Below are 19,754 nucleotides of genomic sequence, written 5' to 3'. Positions count from 1 at the left end.
TGAAGAACAAGGACTGATGGTGACGACGGCAGCACGCGCGGTGGACGACAAGCAGCTGGTGAAGGACCTGCAGCGGCAGGTGCTGATCCTGGAGGACGACCTCCGGCAACGCAGCGACGAGGTGCCCGAGTTCGCCACCGCGTTGCGCGCGGAGTACGACGACGCCCGCGAGAAGAAGCGCACCGCTGCGACCTACGAGTCGTGGCGCGACGACCGGGTGACCCAGGCCGCCGCGGCGTGGGTGCTCGGCACGGTGTTCGTGCGGTTCTGCGAAGACAACGGACTCATCGAGTGGCCCTTCATCGCCGGGCCGGGCGAGCGGCTGGCTGACGCCGAGGAACGGCACGAGACGTACTTCCGCGAGTTCCCGCAGCGCAACGACCGCGACTGGCTGATCGCGGGGTTTACCCACCTCGCCGAGACGCACCCCACGGCCGCCGGGCTGTTCGACAAGCGGCACAACGCCCTGTGGGAGATCACGCCGTCGTTCGATGCGGCGACGGCGCTGCTGCAGTTCTGGCGGCGGCGCGACGATGAGGGCGAGATCCGGTACGACTTCAGCGATCCCGAGTGGGACACCCGGTTCCTCGGTGATCTCTACCAGGATCTCTCCGAGCACGCCCGCAAGACCTACGCGCTGCTCCAGACCCCGGTGTTCGTGGAGGAGTTCATCCTCGACCTGACGCTGGAGCCCGCCGTCGAGGAGTTCGGTCTCAAGGGGCTGCGCACCATCGATCCGGCCTGCGGCTCCGGACACTTCCTGCTCGGTATCTTCCACCGCCTGCTCACCAAGTGGCGCGACGCCGAATCCGGCACCGACGACTGGGCGCTCATCCGCCGCTCACTTGAGTCGGTGCACGGCTGCGACAAGAACCCGTTCGCGGTGTCCATCGCCCGGTTCCGGCTGCTGGTCGCGGCGCTGCGCGCGGCCGGCGAGAAGCGTCTGGCGGCCGCTCCGACGTTCCCGATCAACGTCGCGATCGGTGACTCACTGATGCACGGGCGCGGCGTGAACTGGGAACAGATCGAACTGGGTCTGTTCGCCGCCGACGAACGGCACACATATCGAACCGAGGACGTCAACGAGTTTGTCAGTTCGTGCGACCTGCTCGGGGTGAACTCATACCACGCGGTGGTCGGTAACCCGCCGTACATCACCGTCAAGGACAAGCAGGAGAACGAGAACTACCGCAAGGTCTACGACAAGGTCTGCTCGGGCAAGTACGCGCTGTCCGTGCCGTTCGCGCAGCGACTGTTTGACTTGGCGATCCGAACGGGCGGCTCGGACCGCCGTGCCGGTTTCGTCGGGCAGATTACCGCGAACTCGTTCATGAAGCGCGAGTTCGGCAAGAAACTGATCGAGGACTTCTTCGCGCAGCGTGTCTCACTTTCTCACGTGATCGACACATCCGGCGCCTACATCCCCGGCCATGGGACACCGACCGTCATCCTCATCGGACGGAACCACATCGGACGAGAGAACGACCTGATCCGCGCGGTGCTCGGTGTGCGCGGTGAACCCACCCAGCCGGATTTTCCGGCGAAGGGACTGGTCTGGACGGCGATCGTCGACCAGGTCGACAAGCCGGGCAGCGAGTCGGAGTGGCTGTCGGTCGAGGATGCGGAGCGTTCGCGCTTTGCATCCTACCCTTGGTCAGTGAGCGGCGGTGGATCTGGCGAACTGCTTCAGCTGGTGACTGCAGCCTCTGCCCAGCTACTTGGGGCTCGAATGTCGCTATGTGGCTTCGTGGCCATCACCGCAGAAGACGATGCCTTCTTTGTTGATAGCCAAGCGACCGTGAGTCGCCTATCCGTGGAGGCCGCTCTACCGATGGTAACCGGTGATGTTGTGCGCGACTACGACGATCCGGCCAGCGTGATCAGTGTATGGCCGTATGCCAATGACTTAAAAGTCAGGCAGCCGGCAGATATCCCCAACTATCACCGATTTATGTGGCCGAATAGGAGGGTTCTTCAACGCAGGAAGCGATTCGGCACTCTCATTGAAGACATTCCATCACTCTGCTGGTACGAGTACGGCGAGCTATATCGAGAGAAACTTCAATCATCGCTGTCGATTGCGTTCGCGTTTGTGGCGACGCATAACCACTTCGTGCTGGATCGGGGCGGGAAGGTCTTCAAGCAGTCCGCGCCGGTGATCAAGTTGCCAGAGGGGGCTAGCGAGGACGATCACCTGGCGCTGCTGGGCGTACTGAACTCGTCGACGGCATGCTTCTGGCTCAAGCAGGTGAGCCACGGCAAAGGGAACGGCGGCGTAAACGAGGGGTATCGGGGTGACGAGTGGGAAGAGTTCTACGAGTTCACCGGCACGAAACTCCAGGAGTTCCCGCTTCCCCCTGAGCTGCCGCTCGAGGTCGGACGGGCGTTGGATTCGCTCGCGCAGCAGCTCGCGGCGCTCGAACCGGGCGCACTCTGTGGCACCGAGGGTCCCTCACGTGAGCGGCTCGATGCGACCCGAGCCGAGCATGAGCACGTTCGAAGCCGTATGATCGCGCTGCAGGAAGAGCTCGACTGGCACACCTATGGCCTGTACGGACTCCTTAACGCTAATAGCCTCACGCGTGTCACCGCGGATGACCATGGGAGCGTGCCGGAGGTTCGTCTCGGTGAGCGAGCCTTCGAGATCGTGTTGGCACGCCAGGCCGCCGCGGGCGAGATCGAAACCGCCTGGTTCGAACGCCACGGCTCAACCCCGGTCACCGAAGTTCCAGCGCACTGGCCGGAGTGGTACCGCGAGATTGTGCAGGCGCGGATTGAGATCATCGAGCAACGCCGGGACATCGCGCTGATCGAGCGACCGGAGTGCAAGCGACGGTGGTCAACGCAGCCGTGGGAGAAGAAGGAAGCCGAGGCGCTCGAGACCTGGCTGCTAGACCGCTGCGAGCGACGTGATCTGTGGTACGGCCTCCGCGACGGGTTCGAGCAGCCGCGGGTGCTGACGGTCAGCCAGCTCGCCGACGCTTTCCGGGACGACACCGACATGCACTCGGTAGCCCAGCTCTACGCCAACGACCACCTGGGCAAGCGCGATTTCACCCTGGCACAGGTCCTGGAGCGGATAATCGCCGAAGAGCACGTGCCGTTCCTGGCGGCCCTACGCTACAAGGACGCCGGTCTGCGCAAACGCGCGCAGTGGGAGCAAGTCTGGGAGCAGCAACGCAAGGAAGACCGCACCGGCCAGCGCCTCGACATCCCGGTGCCACCCAAGTACACCTCCGCAGACTTCCGCAAGATCAGCTACTGGTCCCACCGCGGCAAGCTCGACGTGCCCAAGGAACGCTTCATCTCGTACCCCGATGCCAGCCCGGACGCCGACCCGACCCTGCTGCTCGGTTGGGCCGGGTGGGACCACAAGGACCAGGCGCAGGCACTGGTCAACGTGATCAACGACCGCACCCTCGAAGCAGGGTGGGGCCCCGAACGGCTCACATCGTTGCTGGCCGGGCTGGCCGAGGTGATGCCGTGGGTCAAGCAGTGGCACGGTGACTACGACGCCGAGTGGGGCGGCGTCCCGGCCGAGGAGTACCAAGCGTTCCTCGACGAGCAGCTGACCAAGCACCAGCTGACGACGCAGGACCTGACCGCATGGCGGCCCGCCGCGCCTCGGCGCGGCCGCCGCAGCAACAGTACAAAGGGTGAGCAGCAGTGAGCGGAGCCGAGATGTACCTCCGGGACGTCATCGACATCCCGGAATCGGTCCACGCCGGCGACTTCAAGATCGACCTCACCAAGGGGTTCGTCGAGACCGACGCCCGCGTCGCCGAGTACGTGGTCACCGACCAGTTGCGGCAGGCGTTCGGCAAGGCGCTGTCGATCGTGCGGGCCGCCGTCCGGGACGGCACGTCGCACGCTGCCTATCTGCATGGATCGTTCGGCTCCGGTAAGAGTCACTTCCTCACCGTGCTGCACGCCGTCCTCAACAACGAACCGGTCGCCCGAGCCAAGCCCGGATTGCAGCCGGTGATCGCCGAGCACGACGACTGGCTGCGTGGCAAGAAGTTCCTTATGGTGCCCTACCACCTGGTCGGCGCGACCGACATCGACTCGGCCGTTCTCGGCGGCTACGTCAGCACCATCCGCCACGAGCACCCGGGCCGGCCCACTCCACCCGTCTACCGAGCCGACGCGATGCTCGCCGACGCGGCACGGCAGCGGAAGTTCCTCGCCGACGACGCGAAATTCGCCGAGTGGCTGGGCAGCAGCGCACCCGCCGCCGGCACCGATGACTTCGACGACCTCGACGTCATCGAAGGCACCAGTGTCAGCACCTGGACCCCCGCGGACCTTGACCGCGCGTTCAGCGCGCCCGCCGGTGACCCCGTGCGCGACGCGCTCGTCTCCGCGCTGCTGTCCGGGCCGATGTCGTCCTACATCCGCGGCGCCACCGGCGACGCCGAGGCGTTCATCCCGCTGGAGAACGGCCTGTCGGTGATCAGCCGCCACGCGCGCGACCTCGGCTACGACGGGCTGATCCTCTTCCTCGACGAGCTGATCCTGTGGCTGCAGGCGCACATGGCCGACCAGGAGTTCGTCAACACGCAGGTCAGCAAGCTGGTCAAGCTCATCGAGTCCGGCGACGCCGACCGCGCGCTGCCGATCGTGTCCTTCATCTCCCGGCAGCGCGACCTGTCCAAGCTCGTCGGCGAGGACGTCACCGGCGCGGACGTCAAGAACCTGGAAGCGCAGGTGCAGTACCTGGCCGAACGGTTCGACGTCGTGTCCTTGGAAGACCGCAACCTGCCGGCGATCATCAAGGAACGCGTCCTCAAACCGAAGAGCTCCGAGGGCCGGACCGCGCTGGAGAGCGCCTTCGCCGCCATCGAGTCGACCAACTCGACCGTCCGCGACGTGCTGCTGGACGCCAACGGCGCCACCGGCGCCGACTGGACGGACTTCCGCGACGTCTACCCGATCTCCCCCGCGCTGCTCAACGTGCTCGTCGCGCTGTCCGGGGCGCTGCAGCGCGAACGGACCGGCCTCAAGCTGTTGCAAGAAATGCTGTACCGGCGCCGCGCCGACATGAAGCTCGGCGAACTCATCCCCCTCGGCGACTTGTGGGATGTCCTCGGCGACGGCACCGGCGACGCCTTCACCGACCGGCTGCGGCAGGAGTCCGAGACCGCGCACCGCTTCCACGCCCGGGTCCGCGCGTACCTGCTGGAGAAGTACGGCAGCGAGAGCGACCCACGGTTCGTCGCCGACGACCGCTTCGTGAAGACGCTGCTCCTCGCGTCCCTGGCACCCAACGTGTCCGCGCTCGCGCGGCTGACCGGGACCCGGTTGGCGGCGCTGAACCACGGCTCCATCCGCTCCCGCACCGTCGCCCCCGGTGCGATGGTGGTCAGCCGGCTGCGCGAGCTGGCCGCCGAGTTCGGCGAACTGCGCTCCGAAGGCGACGAGGACCCGGTGTTCCGGCTACAGCTGTCCAATTTGGACATCGAGCCGTTGCTGGACGCCGTCGGCGAGCAGGACTCGGTCGGTGCCCGCCGCATCTGGACCAAGAAACAGCTGTGGAAGCAGCTCGGCATCGGCAACACCGAAGAGTTCGTCTGCGAACGCGAGGTCGTGTGGAAGGGCACCCGCCGCACCGCCGAGTTCGTCTTCGCCAACGTCCGAGACAGCCAGGACCTGCCGGACCTGCAGTTCACGCCCAGCGTGCCCGGACGCGTCCGGATCATCCTCGACTACCCCTTCGACCAGCTCGGCCACGCGCCGAGCGACGACTCCGCACGGGTCAACCGGCTGCGCCGGGAGGGCCTCGAAGCCGCCACGGTCGTCTGGATCCCGCACTTCCTGTCGGGGCAGAAATCCAATCAGCTCGGACGGCTGCTCAAGATCCAGTACCTGCTCGACCGCAACCGGCTCGACGACTACGCCGGCGAGATGTCGGCGGAGAACCGGGTCAAGGTGGGCCACCAGCTGCAGGCTCAGGCCGACACCCTCGAATCCCAGCTCACGGCCTCCCTGCAGCAGGTCTACGGCATCGCCCGAGCCGAAGAGGCGACCCTCGGCGCCCAGGTCGGCGACGACGGACACGTGCTGTCGCTGTTCCCGGGGCACACTCCGCGGCTGGCCGCCGGCGCGGGCTTCGAGCAGAATGGGCTCACCCTCGCGGACGACCTGTTCGCCGCGCTCTACCCGAAGCACCCGAATTTCGACCCCACGGGCAACCGCAAACCCGTCACGCTGGGCGAGCTGAGGTCCGTACTCGGCTGGATCACCCGGGCGATGGAGGACGGGCAGCGTCGCGTCGTGGTCGACCGGCAGCACCTCGCACTCGTCAAGCGGATCGTGCATCCGCTCGAACTCGGCGAGGTCTCCGACGGCCCACTCAACGTCTCCACCGAATGGCGGCGCCGCATTGAGCAGGCAGCCGGGCAGCACGGCGTGAGCGGTGACTACTCGGTCGAGGACATCCGTTCGTGGATCGATGAGCTCGGCTACACCGGCCTGGACAAGCCAGTCGGCAACCTCGTCATCGCGACCTACGCGCTGCTGTCCGACCGTGCCTGGGTGATGCACGGCTCGCCGCTGCGGGAAGCCCCGGACCTCGACAAGATCGGCCCTGGGCACGCGCTGCGCGCCCAGGAGCTTCCGTCCGCCGACGAGTTCGCCCGTGCCCGTGCCCGGGTCTCGGCGTTGTTCGGCGTCAACGTGCCCGACCTGCTGTTCGCGCGCAACGTCAACCGGCTCGCCTCCGACGTACGCGACAAGGTGGCGAGCCTGGAGGGAGCGGTCAACAACCTGCGTCGCTCGCTGGAAGCACGAGCCGACGAGCTGGGCGTGCCCACGTCGGCCGCTCGCATCGTGATCGCCCGAGACGCCGCCAACCTGCTCGCCCGGCTGTCAGCCACTCGCGACGCCACTGCGGTCGTGCGCGAACTGTCCACCACCGGCCACGAGGTGAGCGACCAGGTGCTCGGCAACGCCATCGCCACGGCGCCACAGGTGCTCGATGCGCTCGACCGGGTCGACTGGAGCCTCGTCGAGTCCGTGCGCCGGTTCGCCGATCGGGAAGATGCCGTGGGGGTGAAGGCACGGCGGCTGGTAGACGACATCCGCGACGCCGCCATCACCGACGAGTTCACCCGCTCCCTCGTCCCGGTGCTCGGCGGTATCCGCCACCGGGCCGTCGGACTCGTGGACGAGGCCGCGCGGATGGTGTCCGTGGTGAGCCCCCCGCCCGCCCTGCCCACGCCGCCGGCGCCCTCTCCGGACCAGCTCAGCCCCACTCCTTCGGTGAGTTCGGCGGATGGCTCCTCACTCGATCACCGGCGCCAGGTGCCATCCCGGCGTCGGATCACGACGAGCGTCGTCGAGCAGCGGCTCCAGAAAATCTTGGACGAGCTGTCGACGGAGATTCGTGACTACGCCAAGGACCATCCCGGCGTCGACATCGTGCTCGACTGGCACATCGTGGGTGAGGACCAGCCGTGACCGCCGCGCCGCCACAGCTGAGCAGGCGGATGATCGAAACACTGCTCGCAGACTGGCTGCCCCAAGCCAAGCAGCGTCGCCTCGTACTGGTCTACGGCCGGTACGAGGACGGGAGCAGCGACTTCACCGTCAGCTTTGCCGAGGAGCGCAGGCAGGTACACGTCACCGACCAGCACTCCGTGCTCGGCATCGTCGAGGCCTGGCAGCGGCACCAAGCCGAGCGCGGAGCCGACGACTTACTCGTGGTGGCGACGAGCGTCGATGATGCCCAGCTCGGCTGGGACGTCCGCGGCTACGCACTCGGCCGCTCCACCCGCACCGTCGACCGGGCCCGGATCGTGGCGCAGCGATTCGGCGCGGCCAATCTCGACCCGCGCATCCGCACCGAGCCGTGGCTGATCAACGCCCTGCTCGACGCCGAACCGCCGGGCGGCTGGCCCCGCAACGGATCGGTGCTCACTCGCGATGCGGCGGTGCGCGCGCTCATCGGCGCCCGGCTCGGCGGCGGAACGCTACCCGAGGGCGGTCTTGATCCCGGTGCCCTGCTCGCCTGGTCGCTCGAACCAGCCGGACCCGACCGGTTCGCCCGGTTGGCCGAGCCCGAGCGGGCCGGCGTCGCCGACTGGCTGGCCGGCACGGTCGGCGAAGTCGCCCGGATCATCCTTCGGCTCGCCGCAGAAGGACGTGCGGCCGACGCCATGCCGCTCGGCGTCATCGGAACGGTCGCCACGCGCCCGAACGCCTCCCCCGAAGCCGCGCTCGCCTTCGGCGGCCTGCTGGCCGGGGTCAAGCCGCAGGCACTGCGCGCGTTCACCGACGCGGTCGAGGGGACGATGGAGCGCTGGCTCAGCGAGGCCGAGTCCGGCGGGCTGCTCGCCGCCCTCGCCCGGCAGCGGGTCACCGCCGTCGCAGACCGCGCCGACCGGCTCGCCGCGAGCGCACACCTTACTGAGGCTCTTCTCGACAGTCGGTTCCTGCCGTCCAGCTACGCGGGCTCGCTGCGCACCCTCGCGTCGACACTCTCACCAACGCCTGCCAAGGGCAGCATCAGTGCTGTCGAGCGGGCGCTCGACGAGGTCCGCAACCACGGGCTGGCGCGGCTGTATCCGGAACGCCTCCGGGCCGCGGAGATGGCGGTGCGCGTTCATCGGTGGCTCACGTCGGCGGTTCCGGACGTCGTCTCCGTCGCGGGAGCCGTACGCGACCAAATCACGGATTGGGCGTGGGTGGATCGCGCCCTGATGACGCTGTGGGTCGGTGACGCCGGTGGCGACCCCGTCGTGGCTCAGGCTTACCGGGCGCTGTACCAGGCCGCACGTGACCGGCGTGACCAGCTCGACGAGCACTTCGCAGCGCGGCTCGCCGGCTGGGTGCCCCGGGCGTCCAGCAACGATCCCGGCGGATGCCTGCTCATCGAGGATGTTCTGGAGAAGGTCGCTCGCCCGGTCGCGAGCCGCCATGCGCCCCTCGTCGTCGTTCTCGACGGCATGAGCACCGCGGTCGGCACCGCATTCGGTGAGCAGGCCGCCGCTCGCGGGTGGCGAGAAGCTTCGCCACGGCAGGGCGAACGCGTCGCCGCGGTAACAGTGATCCCGTCGGTGACCCGCGCGGGCCGCGCGAGCCTCCTTTCCGGTGCCCTGAACGTCGGCGACCAACCGGTCGAACGGGACGGGTTCGCCGCGTTCTGGAGCAAGCACCGGCGCGACGCGACGCTGTTTCACAAGAACGACCTCGCGGGCCATGCCGGCCACCGACTGTCCGAGGCGCTCATCGCGGCCCTCGCCGGCGACGGCGTCGTCGGCGTCGTGCTCAATACCATCGACGACGCACTGGATCATGGCAAAGAAGGCGAGCGCACCGGCTGGTCGATTCACGACATCACCTACCTTCCCGAGTTGCTCGACGCGGCGCGTGGGTACGGACGGCCTGTGCTGTTCGTCGCCGACCACGGCCACGTGCTGGAACGATCGGCAACAGAGAAACCGGTGAAGGCCTCTGGGGTGGAGTCGGCACGCTGGCGTACCGGCGCGGCGAGCGACGGGGAAGTCGAACTGTCCGGCCCCCGTGTGCTCCTCGGCGGTGGGCAGGTCACCGCCCCCTGGCGTGAGGACATTCGCTACACCCCGCGGAAGTCCGGTTACCACGGAGGTGCGTCGCTGGCCGAGATGGTCGTCCCGGTGCTGGTGCTGGCGCCGTCCGAAGAGCTCGTCCCGGCTGGATGGCATGTGCTCTCCCCCGAGACCGTGACCCCTGATTGGTGGGACCAGCGACGTACCATGCTGGCCGAGCCGTCCGCTCCCGCCCGAAAGCCCAGCCGGCGCAAGCCCGAGCCGGAATCGGCGGTGCCGCTGTTCACGGTGGAGACGCCGGTCGAATCGGTCGGTGCGCAGGTCGTGGCCACCGAGGTCTACGCCGCGCAACGGGCCTTCGTGCCCAAGGCCCCGGACAAGCAGACCGTGGCGACGGTGATCGACGCGCTGCTCGACGCTGACGGATCGCTCTCGCTCAGCGCCGTCGCGGAGCGCGCGGGCCGTGCTGCGCGACGTCCCGAGTTCTTCGCCGCCACGCTGCAGCGGCTGTTGAACGTCGACGGCTACTCCGTGTTGTCCCTGCGCGACGGCGATCGCAGTGTCAAGCTTGATCGCGAGATGCTTCAGGCACAGTTCGGAGTGCGAGTGTGACAACAGGCCAGGCGAGCGAGGTACGGCGACGTGAGGCAGTGGACGCCCTGCGGCGGGGTACGGTGCCGCGCTCCGGACTCGACCTGCTCGCCGTCGGCCTCGACCGCTTCGCCACGGCGATGGACGAAGACCTGGCCACGGTGGCCCGTGGCGGTGCCGCGTTTCATGCCGTGCGAGGCGAGTACGGGTCCGGCAAGACATTCTTCACCCGATGGCTGGCCGAGCGGGCGAAACGACGAGGTCTCGCGACCACCGAGATCCAGATTTCCGAGACTGAGACGCCACTGCACCGCTTGGAGACCGTCTACCGCCGCCTCACCGAGCGGCTGACCACCGCGACCCATCAACCCAGTGCGCTGCGAGCGGTCGTCGACTCCTGGCTCTACACCCTCGAAGAGCAGGTCATCGAGACCGGTGACGTCGCCGAGGACGACGAGCAGGCGCTGTCGGCCGAAGTGGAGCGGCTCATGGAGCAGCGCCTCGCGGACGTCGCGCGGACGACACCCGCGTTCGCCGCCGCGCTACGCGGCTACCAACACGCGGTGACGGCCGGCGACAATGCCACCGCGGAGGCGCTGATCGCCTGGCTCGGCGGGCAAAAGTCGGTCGCAGCGTCGGCCAGGCGCGCCGCCGGGGTTCGCGGCGACCTTGACCACTTCGGCGCGCTCGGGTTTCTACAAGGCCTGCTCACCGTGCTGCGAGACTGCGGCCACCCAGGACTGCTCGTGGTGTTGGACGAGACCGAGACGCTGCAACGCGTGCGTGGCGACGTGCGGGAGAAGGGACTCAACGCACTTCGGCAACTGCTCGACGAGATCGACGCCGGTCGCTTCCCCGGCCTGTTTTTGGTGATGACGGGCACCCCGCCGTTCTTCGACGGCCAGCAAGGTGTGCAGCGCCTGCCGCCACTGGCCCAGCGGCTCGCCACCGACTTCAGCACCGACGCCCGGTTCGATTCGCCGCGCGCCGTGCAGTTGCGGCTGCTCGGCTTCGACCTCGACCGGCTCGTCGAGCTGGGGCAGCGGGCCCGCGACCTGTACGCGAGCGTGGCGCGCCACCCTGAACGCATCGCGGCCTTGATCGACGACGTGTACCTGCAGGACCTGGCCTCGGCGCTGACCGGGCAGCTCGGCGGCAAGGTCGGCGTCGCACCGCGGCTGTACCTGCGCAAACTGGTGGCCGACGTGCTCGATCGCGTCGACGAGTTCGAGGACTTCGATCCTCGATCGCACTACGCGCTGACTGTATCGAGCACGGAGCTGACCGAGACCGAGCGCAACGCCGCCGCGAGTGCGAACGACGTCGAGCTGGACGTGCCGTGACGCAGGCGTTGGCGCGGTTGCACCCTGCACTGGTGCACCACATCGTCAACACCCTGGGCTGGCGATCGCTGCGGCCGTTGCAGGAGCAGGCCATCGACCCGGTCCTCGACGGCCATGACGCGGTGCTGCTCGCCCCGACCGCAGGCGGCAAGACCGAAGCGGCCTGCTTTCCGCTGTTCAGTGCGATGGAAGAGCACAACTGGACCGGGCTGTCAGTGCTCTACGTGTGCCCGCTCAAGGCCTTGCTGAACAACCTGCTGCCGAGGCTGGAGACGTACGCGGGCTGGCTCGGACGCCGGGTAGCGCTGTGGCACGGCGACGTATCCATGAACGTGCGCCGCGCAATCCTGCGCGATCCACCCGACCTGCTGCTCACCACACCCGAGTCACTCGAGGCGATGCTGGTCAGCGTCAACGTCGACCACACCCAGTTATTCGCCGGAGTACGTGCAATCGTGGTCGACGAGGTGCATGCATTTGCCGGTGACGACCGCGGGTGGCATCTACTCGCCGTCCTTGAACGTCTGACGCGGATCACCGGCGCGCCCATCCAGCGGGTCGGGCTTTCGGCGACCGTGGGCAACCCGCAGGAGCTGATGACGTGGCTGCAGGGGTCGGGCCGCGACGAGCGGGAAGGGCGGGTGGTCGCCCCTGACGTCAAGCCGGCGTCCGGAACAACTCCGCCAGGCGAGCTGGAGATCGACTACGTCGGCTCGGTGCACAACGCGGCGACTGTGATCGCCGCTCTGCACCGCGGCGAGAAACGGCTGGTGTTCTGCGACTCCCGGCAGCTGGTCGAGGAGATCGGGGCTGCGCTGCGGGAGCGAGGTGTGACGACTTACCTGTCGCACGCATCCCTATCGCTTGACGAACGCAGACGGACGGAAGAAGCGTTCGCCGAGGTGCGTGATTGCGTCATCGTGTCCACCTCCACTCTGGAACTGGGCATCGACGTCGGAGACCTCGACCGGGTCATTCAGATCAACGCACCGTCTACAGTGGCGTCCTTCCTGCAGCGCCTGGGGCGCACCGGCCGCCGGCCGGGAAACACACGGAACTGTCTTTTCCTTGCCCTCGACAAGAGTTCATTGCTGTGGGCGTACGCGCTGGTCTTGTTGTGGAGTCGCGGATTCGTCGAGCCGGTGCACGCACCGCCCGAGCCTCGCCACATCGTCGCACAGCAGATCCTCGCGTTGTGTTTGCAGGAGAACTCGGTCGGCAGCAAGCTCTGGAGCGAGGCGTGGAACGGGCTGGCGCCGTTCAACCGCAGCGCCGAGCCGATCACCCGCTACCTCCTCGAGCAGGGCTTTATCGACCAAGACGGTGAACTGCTGTTCATCGGGACCGAGGCGGAACGCCGCTTCGGCCGTCAGCATTTCATGGGAATGACGGCGGTGTTCACCGCTCCACCACAGTTCACCGTCCTCGAAGGCCGACGCGAGATCGGCCGGACGGATCCGGCGCTGCTGACCGAGAAGGTCGAAGGCCCCCGTCTGCTGCTGCTGGGCGGCCGCAGCTGGAAGGTCACGTGGATCGACTGGAAGCGCCGCCGGTGCTTCGTGGAACCTGCCGAATCGGGAGGCCGAGCCCGCTGGATGACGCCCGGCATCAGCGGCGTAAGTTTCGACCTCTCCCGCGCCGCCCGCGAAGTGCTACTCGGCGAGGACCCCACGGTCCACCTGACCCAGCGCGCGACGCGCGTGATGGCAGAGCTGCGTGAAGATCGGCTCAGCTCGGTGCATCCTGGCGGCACGGTCATCAGCCAGCAGGGCCTGGATGTGCGTTGGTGGACGTGGGCCGGCTTCCGCGCCAATGCGACTCTTGCCGCGACAATGGGTCATCTGGTCGACGAGAAGCAACGGTTCGACGACGTATCGGTCCGCCTTCGCTCGGACCTGACCCGGCAGATGTGGCAGTCAGGCACCGCGGACGCGACGAAGCGCCTGTGTCTCCCGGACATCGACGAGCGGGCGCTGGCTGGGCTGAAGTTCAGCGAGGCGCTTCCCCGCCGGCTCGCCATCGCCACTCTCGCGGCGAGGCTCGCGGACACGGACCGGGCGGCGGCGGTGCTCAATGAGCCCGTCCGGTTTGTCGTTGGCCCCGGGAAGTGACGACCGAGCTCGTTCCACTCGGTGAGGCAGACCACCGGCGCCTCGAGGAACTACAAAAGCCAACGGCCCTGATCTCTGAGGATCAGGGCCGTACCGGTCCAAAAATTACTGGGTTCAAGTCCCTAGGGATTTGAACCCACACGTGTCCGAGGGGGGACTTGAACCCCCACGCCCGTTAAGGGCACTAGCACCTCAAGCTAGCGCGTCTGCCATTCCGCCACTCGGACCTGCTGAAGAAAGAGTATACGGCTCCCCCTCACCCCCGTTCAGGGGGGTCTGGGTCGGCACTCGACAACCCTCTGGCATGATCGACGAGTTTTGGGCTCGCTGCATCGATTCAGCGAGCAGGCAGACTGGGTCCCGGTAGGCGTAGCGGTCCCGGGCCGGACGTTCAGTAAGTGAACGTCCGCCAGGGATTCCCAACAGTGCTGCAGTGTCGGCTGGGGCAGCTCCAAGTCCTTCGGGGCCACCGCTGTCGAGAACGTCGGGAACGCTGACAGCTGCTTGAACGCCTGGTCTGCCAGGGGTCAGCTCGGCCGGCGCCGACTTGTAGCGTTCGCCTGGCATTCCGGGGGCGTTGCCGGGGAGCCTGGGCCGGGCGGCCCACGCGGTTCAGAGCCTCGCCCATCGTCCGCGTCGGGCGGGCTGCCAGGCGCGCGCCTATAGCCTTGAGGACCTGGGGAAACCCGCTCTGCGCGTCGCCAGTTCGCGGGTCTTCGTCGGCTGGCGATCGACGGGGGCCAGGAGGTGTGAAAGCAGGGCCACGGACTGCGTGACGTCCAGGCGCGCCGACTTTGCCCAATGGGCGTGGGCCAGGTCGTACCGGCGGCGCGCTGCAATGAGCCGGACAGGCCCAGGACTTCGAACCGCATCGCATTCGAACCGCATCGCATCGGTCACGCGGAGCGCGGCCGGCCGCCGCGGGGCGGTATTTCGTCACAGTCCTCCGAACGCGTCGCGATGTGCGGCGAACCAGGTGACGAAGTCATGCAGCCGTCGGGTTGAGCACCGCCTACGGGTCGCGCGCCGGCGAACGCGCTTTCGTGCTCGGCGTCGTAGAAGAACACGTTCGCCAGGTCGTCGGCGCCCGGGACACCCGACGTCCGCCCGGCCTCGGCGCTCGTCGGGCGGTACGCGACTGTGTCGAGCTCCTTCGCGAACGCCGCGGCCTCGGCTTGCGGGTGTCCGGCAGGGGCGGCCAGATCGCGTGCCGCAGCGCGGGGGCCTTCGCCGCCGCGGGCGGTCAGTGCCGGCGGAGTCCGGGGTCAGGGCGAACCGGCGCTCCGAGTCGTCGAGGATCGCCGTGCACGGCGGGTGCACGGCGGGTGCGCGGCGTGCACGCGGTTTACAAGGTCGCCGTGGCTTCCTAGGATTCGCCGGTCGGGCCGCGGAACGGGAGGTTCGGATGGCGCGCGCCGATCAGCGGCGGGACGACGGTGAGATCTCCGTCGCCGAGCTGCTCCGGGAGACCGGGGCGACGCCGCGCTCGCTCGGCGGGGCGGCTCCAGCCACGCCCATGCGCGAGGAGGACACCGGCGACGGCTACCGCGAACGGCTCGAGCAGCGGGCGCGCGAGGCCGCGGCCGGCCAGCAACGGGCTGGCCGGCGAATCCGGTGGTTCTCCGCGGCCGCCGGCGCCGTCGTGGTGGTCGGCAGCCTGGTGCTCATCGCCGTGACGTCGGAAAGCTCGCCCCAGCGGCAGGCGGCCGCGCCGCCGGGCCCGCTCGCGCCGGCGACGACTCCTCGCTCGACGACGCCGGCCGCGCCGAAACCGAGTCCGACGCCGATCCCGACCGTGCTGCGGCAGACCGCGACGTCGTCGGCCGTGCCCAAGCCGCCGCCCCCGCCGCCCGCGCCCGTCGAGACCGCGACGTGCGTCGTTCGGTTTTCCGTGACGGACCAGTGGAACGACGGCTTCACCGCGGGCGTCGCGATCACCAACAAGGGCAGCGAGACGCTCTCGCCGTGGACGCTCGCCTGGACGTTCACCGCGGGCCAGCGCGTCACCCACGGCTGGGACGGCGAGTACAGCCAGAGCGGCAGCCGCGTGACCGTGAACGCCGAGTCCTACAACGCCACCCTCGCGCCGGGTGCGACCGTCAGCACCGGCTTGAACGGCGCCTTCGACCACGGCAACCCGGCGCCGACGGCGTTCACCCTCAACGGCAAGCGGTGCGACGCGGGCTAACCCAGCACCTCCCGCATGAAGTCCACCAGCCAGTGCTGCGCGGGGCTGCGGGCGTGCGGGTGTCGCGTGTAGACCGACACCTGCGCCGGCTCGACTTCCAAGGGCAGCTCGAAGAGCCGGACGCGGTGCTGGGCCGCGAACATCTCCGCCACCAGGCGCGGCACCATCGCCACCAGCTCGCCGTCCTGGACCAGGTACGGCAGGGCCGCGAAGCGGGTCACCTCCAGGACCACCCGGTCGAGCAGCCCGCGCGCCTCCAGGGCGCGGCGCGGGCCGTCGTGGCCGGTCGGGCCGAACACCGTCACGTGGCGCTCCGCCGCCAGCTGCTCGAAGTCGACCGAAGCGCCCAGGCGCGGGTGGTCGCCGGCCACCATCCCCAGGTAGCCCTCGGAGAACAGCGGGATCCGCGCCACGCGCTGGGAGCTGATCAGCGACGACGCGATGAACGCGTCGATCTCGCCGCGGCCGAGCTGGTCGGCGGCGCCCTCGACGTCGAGCGGGCGGACGGTGAGCCGGACGCCGGGCGCGCGGGAGGGCAGCGCCGCCATCAGGCGCGGCAGCAGCGAGATCTCCCCCAGGTCCGACAGGCACAGCGTGAACGCCGCCCGGGCGGTCGACGGCGAGAACGACCACGCGCCGCTGACCGCCGTCTCGATGCCGGACAGCGCGCTGTGCAGCGGTTCGTAGAGCGCGCGGGCGGTCGTCGTCGGCACCAGGCCGCCGCCGGTGCGGCGGAACAGCTCGTCGGAGAACCGGCGCCGCAGCTTCTGCAGGCTGTAGCTGATCGTCGGCTGCGTGACGTGCAGGGACTCGGCCGTCGCGGTCACGCTGCGGGTCTCGTAGAGCAGGACGAACGTGCGCACGAGGTTGAGGTCGAAGTCCCGCATCATCGATCCCGTCTATGAACGAGCGAGGCAACATTTATTGGAACACAGCCCGCTCTCCTCCTTAAGGTCTGGGCCAACCCGACCGAGGAGGACCCGCGCATGCCCACCGCCCGCCGGCTCGCCCACGAGTTCCTGCACCGCAGGGGCCTGACCACGATCTTCGGCAATCCCGGCTCCAACGAGCTGCCGTTCCTCGCCGAGCTGCCGGACGGCTTCCGCTACGTCCTGGGGCTGCACGAAGGCGCCGTCGTCGGGATGGCCGACGGCTACGCCCAGGTGACCGGCCGCCCGGTGCTGGTCAACCTGCACGCCGCCGCCGGCTCGGGCAACGCGATGGGCGCGCTGACCAACGCCGCCTACTCCCGCACTCCGCTGGTGCTCACCGCCGGCCAGCAGGTGCGCGCGGCCATCGGCATGGAGGCGATGCTCGCCAACGTCGACGCCACGCAGCTCATGCGACCCCTCGTCGGGTGGGCCGGCGAGCCGAGCTGCGCCGAAGACGTCCCGCGGTCGCTCGCGCAGGCGGTCTTCGAAGCCGAGCTGCACCGGCGCCCGACGTACCTCTCGGTGCCCTACGACGACTGGGCCGCCGAACTCGACGCGAACGCGGCCGCGACGCTCGACCGGAGCGTCCAAAGAGGACTTATTCCGAGCGAGACCCAGCTCGACGATCTCGCGACAAGTGTTGCCACGGCGAAGAACCCCTCGCTCGTCCTCGGTGGCGACCTCGACGCGCTGGGCTTGTTCGACCGCGCCGTCGCGCTCGCCGAGCACCTCGACCTGCCGACGTGGGTGGCGCCGTCGCCGCACCGGCTGCCCTTCCCCAACCGGCACCGGCTCTTCCGCGGGGTGCTGCCCGCGGGCATCGCGCCGATCTCGGACGCGCTGACCGGGCACGACCTCGTGCTCGTGCTGGGCGCGCCGGTGTTCCGCTACCACCAGTACGTGCCGGGTGCGTACCTGCCGGCGGGCACGCGGCTGGTGCAGGTGACCGACGACTTCGGGGCGGCGGCCCGCGCGCCGATGGGCGAGGCGCTGGTCGCCGACCCCGCGCCGGTGATCGAGGCGCTGCTGGCCAAGGTGCCGCGACGCGGATCGCGCGGTGACTTCGCCGGGAACCCGGCACCGAAGACCGGGACGACCGCGCTGCACCCGGAGCAGGTCTTCGCGGCGCTGCGGGAAACCCAGGCCGAGGACACCCGCTACGTCGTCGAATCGACGTCGACGAACTCGGCGTGGTGGCGGCAGCTGGACCTGCGCCGCGAGGGCTCGTACTTCTTCCCGGCCGCCGGCGGCCTCGGGTTCGGCCTGCCCGCCGCCGTCGGAGTCGCGATGGGCAGCCCGGACCGCCCGGTCGTCGGCGTCATCGGCGACGGCTCGGCCAACTACGGCATCACGGCGCTGTGGACCGCCGCGCACCACCGCGTCCCGGTCACGTTCGTGATCCTGCGCAACGGCGTCTACGGCGCGCTGCGGTGGTTCGGCGAGCTGCTCGGCACACCGGACGTGCCCGGGACCGAGATCCCCGGCCTGGACTTCACCGCCATCGCGGCGGGTTACGGCGTCGACGCCACCACTGTCACCGACGAAGACGACCTCCGCACCCAGCTCAAGACGACCCCGGACGGCCCGCGGCTGATCCAGGTCGACACCGAACCGACCTCCCCGGAGTGACCATGGCCTTGCTCGAGACCCCCTTCCTCCACGGCACCGGCGGCACCCGTCCGGTCGTCGAACCGGCGACCGGCGAAACCCTGGGCAGCGTGGGCATCGCGACTCCGGACGACGTCGCGAAGGCGGCTTCGATCGCCGCGAGAGCTCAGCGCGACTGGGCGCGGCGCAAGCCCGCCGAGCGCGCCGCGGTGCTGCGCCGCGCCGGGGAGCTGTGGGAGGCGCACGCGGCGGAGGTGCAGGACTGGATCGTCCGCGAAGCCGGTTCGACGCGGCCGAAGGCCGGGATCGAAACCGAGATGGCGGCCGGGATCTGCTTCGAGGCCGCGGCGTTGCCCACGCATCCGCGCGGGGAGGTGCTGAGCACTGGCGAACCGCGCTGGTCGCTGGCCCGGCGCGTCCCGGCCGGGGTGGTTTCGGTGATCTCGCCGTTCAACTTCCCGCTGATCCTGGCGATCCGCTCGGTCGCGCCCGCGCTCGCGCTCGGCAACGCCGTGCTGCTCAAGCCGGACCTGCGGACCGCGGTGTCCGGCGGGGTGAGCCTGGTGCGCGTCTTCGAGGAGGCCGGGCTGCCTTCCGGATTGCTGCACCTCCTGCCGGGTGACGCCACCGTCGGCGCCGCGGTGGTCGACGCACCCGAGGTGTCGGTCGTGTCGTTCACCGGCTCGACGGCGGCCGGGCGCAAGGTCGGCGAGGCCGCCGCCCGGGCGCTCAAGCGCGTGCACCTGGAGCTGGGCGGGAACAACGCGCTCGTCGTGCTGCCGGGCGCCGACGTCGCGAAGGCCGCGTCCGCCGGCGCGTTCGGCTCGTTCCTGCACCAGGGCCAGATCTGCATGACGACCGGGCGGCACCTCGTCCACGAGTCCCAAGTGGACGACTACGTCGAAGCCCTCTCCGAGAAGGCGCGGCGGCTCCCCGTGGGAAACCCGGCCGAGAGCGACGTCGCGCTCGGCCCGATCATCGACGATCGGCAGCTCGCGCACGTCACCGACGTCGTCGACCGCAGCGTCGCCGCGGGCGCGACGGTCCTGGCGGGCGGGAAGCCCGATGCGCCGTACTACCCGCCGACCGTCCTCTTCGGACTGTCCGACGACACACCCGCCTGGCGTGAGGAGATCTTCGGCCCGGTCGCGCCGGTGCGCGCCTACCGCGACCTCGACGAAGCCGCACGGATCGTCAACGACTCCGAGTACGGCCTGTCGGTCGGCATCCTCGGCGACGTCGGCACCGCGATGACGCTGGCCGACGAGGTCCGCTCGGGCAAGGTGCACATCAACGAGCAGACCGTCGGCGACGAGCCCACCGCGCCGTTCGGCGGCGTCGGCGACTCCGGCAACGGCTCCCGCTTCGGCGGCGCCCAGGCCAACATCGAGGCCTTCACCGAGACCCAGTGGCTGACCGTCCGCGCGGACATCGCGGGCTACCCCTTCTGAAAC

The 19,754-nt window shown here is 69.2% G+C and carries 9 protein-coding genes and 1 tRNA gene; 8 read left to right on the top strand and 2 right to left on the bottom strand.

Annotated features, from left to right (window positions below):
- The first annotated feature begins 16 nt into the window (after nt 1-16).
- The 5 genes from pglX to OG738_RS28890 are packed head-to-tail and all read left to right on the top strand — an operon-like array spanning nt 17 to nt 13,572.
- Complete coding sequence (gene pglX, locus OG738_RS28910) at nt 17-3,670, top strand: BREX-2 system adenine-specific DNA-methyltransferase PglX (protein ID WP_329056873.1); 3,654 nt, start codon at nt 17-19, stop codon at nt 3,668-3,670.
- The gene (locus OG738_RS28905) at nt 3,667-7,458 is read left to right on the top strand and encodes a PglY protein (protein WP_329045578.1); all 3,792 of its coding nucleotides are present in this window, start codon (nt 3,667-3,669) and stop codon (nt 7,456-7,458) included. The genes pglX and OG738_RS28905 overlap by 4 nt, the downstream gene beginning before the upstream one ends.
- Entirely contained in the window at nt 7,455-10,139 is a 2,685-nt protein-coding gene (gene pglZ, locus OG738_RS28900) for a BREX-2 system phosphatase PglZ (RefSeq protein ID WP_329045576.1), read from the top strand. Before OG738_RS28905 ends, pglZ begins: the two co-directional genes overlap by 4 nt.
- Nucleotides 10,136-11,461 carry a BREX system ATP-binding protein BrxD gene (gene brxD / locus OG738_RS28895; RefSeq protein ID WP_329045574.1) on the top strand — a complete coding sequence of 442 codons (1,326 nt, stop codon included), beginning with the start codon at nt 10,136-10,138 and terminating at the stop codon, nt 11,459-11,461. Before pglZ ends, brxD begins: the two co-directional genes overlap by 4 nt.
- Nucleotides 11,458-13,572 (top strand): DEAD/DEAH box helicase, encoded by a 2,115-nt coding sequence (locus OG738_RS28890; RefSeq protein ID WP_329045572.1) that lies wholly within the window; start codon nt 11,458-11,460, stop codon nt 13,570-13,572. The genes brxD and OG738_RS28890 overlap by 4 nt, the downstream gene beginning before the upstream one ends.
- A gap of 143 nt (nt 13,573-13,715) precedes the next feature.
- Here the strand turns inward: OG738_RS28890 and OG738_RS28885 are convergent.
- Nucleotides 13,716-13,799 (bottom strand) — tRNA-Leu (locus OG738_RS28885).
- 1,178 nt (nt 13,800-14,977) lie between these two features.
- Between OG738_RS28885 and OG738_RS28880 the strand changes: the two genes are divergently transcribed.
- Nucleotides 14,978-15,760, top strand: a complete 783-nt coding sequence (locus OG738_RS28880) for a cellulose-binding domain-containing protein (protein WP_329045570.1) — start codon at nt 14,978-14,980, stop codon at nt 15,758-15,760.
- On the opposite strand, the gene OG738_RS28875 is transcribed toward OG738_RS28880, so the two are convergent.
- Nucleotides 15,757-16,650: a LysR family transcriptional regulator gene (locus OG738_RS28875; RefSeq protein WP_329045569.1), complete on the bottom strand. Its 894-nt coding sequence runs from the start codon at nt 16,648-16,650 to the stop codon at nt 15,757-15,759. The genes OG738_RS28880 and OG738_RS28875 overlap by 4 nt on opposite strands.
- Before the next feature lie 96 nt (nt 16,651-16,746).
- Between OG738_RS28875 and mdlC the strand changes: the two genes are divergently transcribed.
- Both mdlC and OG738_RS28865 read left to right on the top strand, forming a co-directional pair.
- Nucleotides 16,747-18,321 (top strand): benzoylformate decarboxylase, encoded by a 1,575-nt coding sequence (gene mdlC, locus OG738_RS28870; RefSeq protein ID WP_329045567.1) that lies wholly within the window; start codon nt 16,747-16,749, stop codon nt 18,319-18,321.
- Between the two features lie 2 nt (nt 18,322-18,323).
- Entirely contained in the window at nt 18,324-19,751 is a 1,428-nt protein-coding gene (locus OG738_RS28865; protein WP_329045566.1) for a benzaldehyde dehydrogenase, read from the top strand.
- Nucleotides 19,752-19,754: the final 3 nt, after the last annotated feature.

Source organism: Amycolatopsis sp. NBC_01488 (assembly GCF_036227105.1).
In the GTDB taxonomy this organism is placed as follows: domain Bacteria; phylum Actinomycetota; class Actinomycetes; order Mycobacteriales; family Pseudonocardiaceae; genus Amycolatopsis.
The sequence above is the reverse complement of the archived record's forward strand: the minus strand, read 5'-3'. Positions and strand labels throughout refer to the sequence as shown.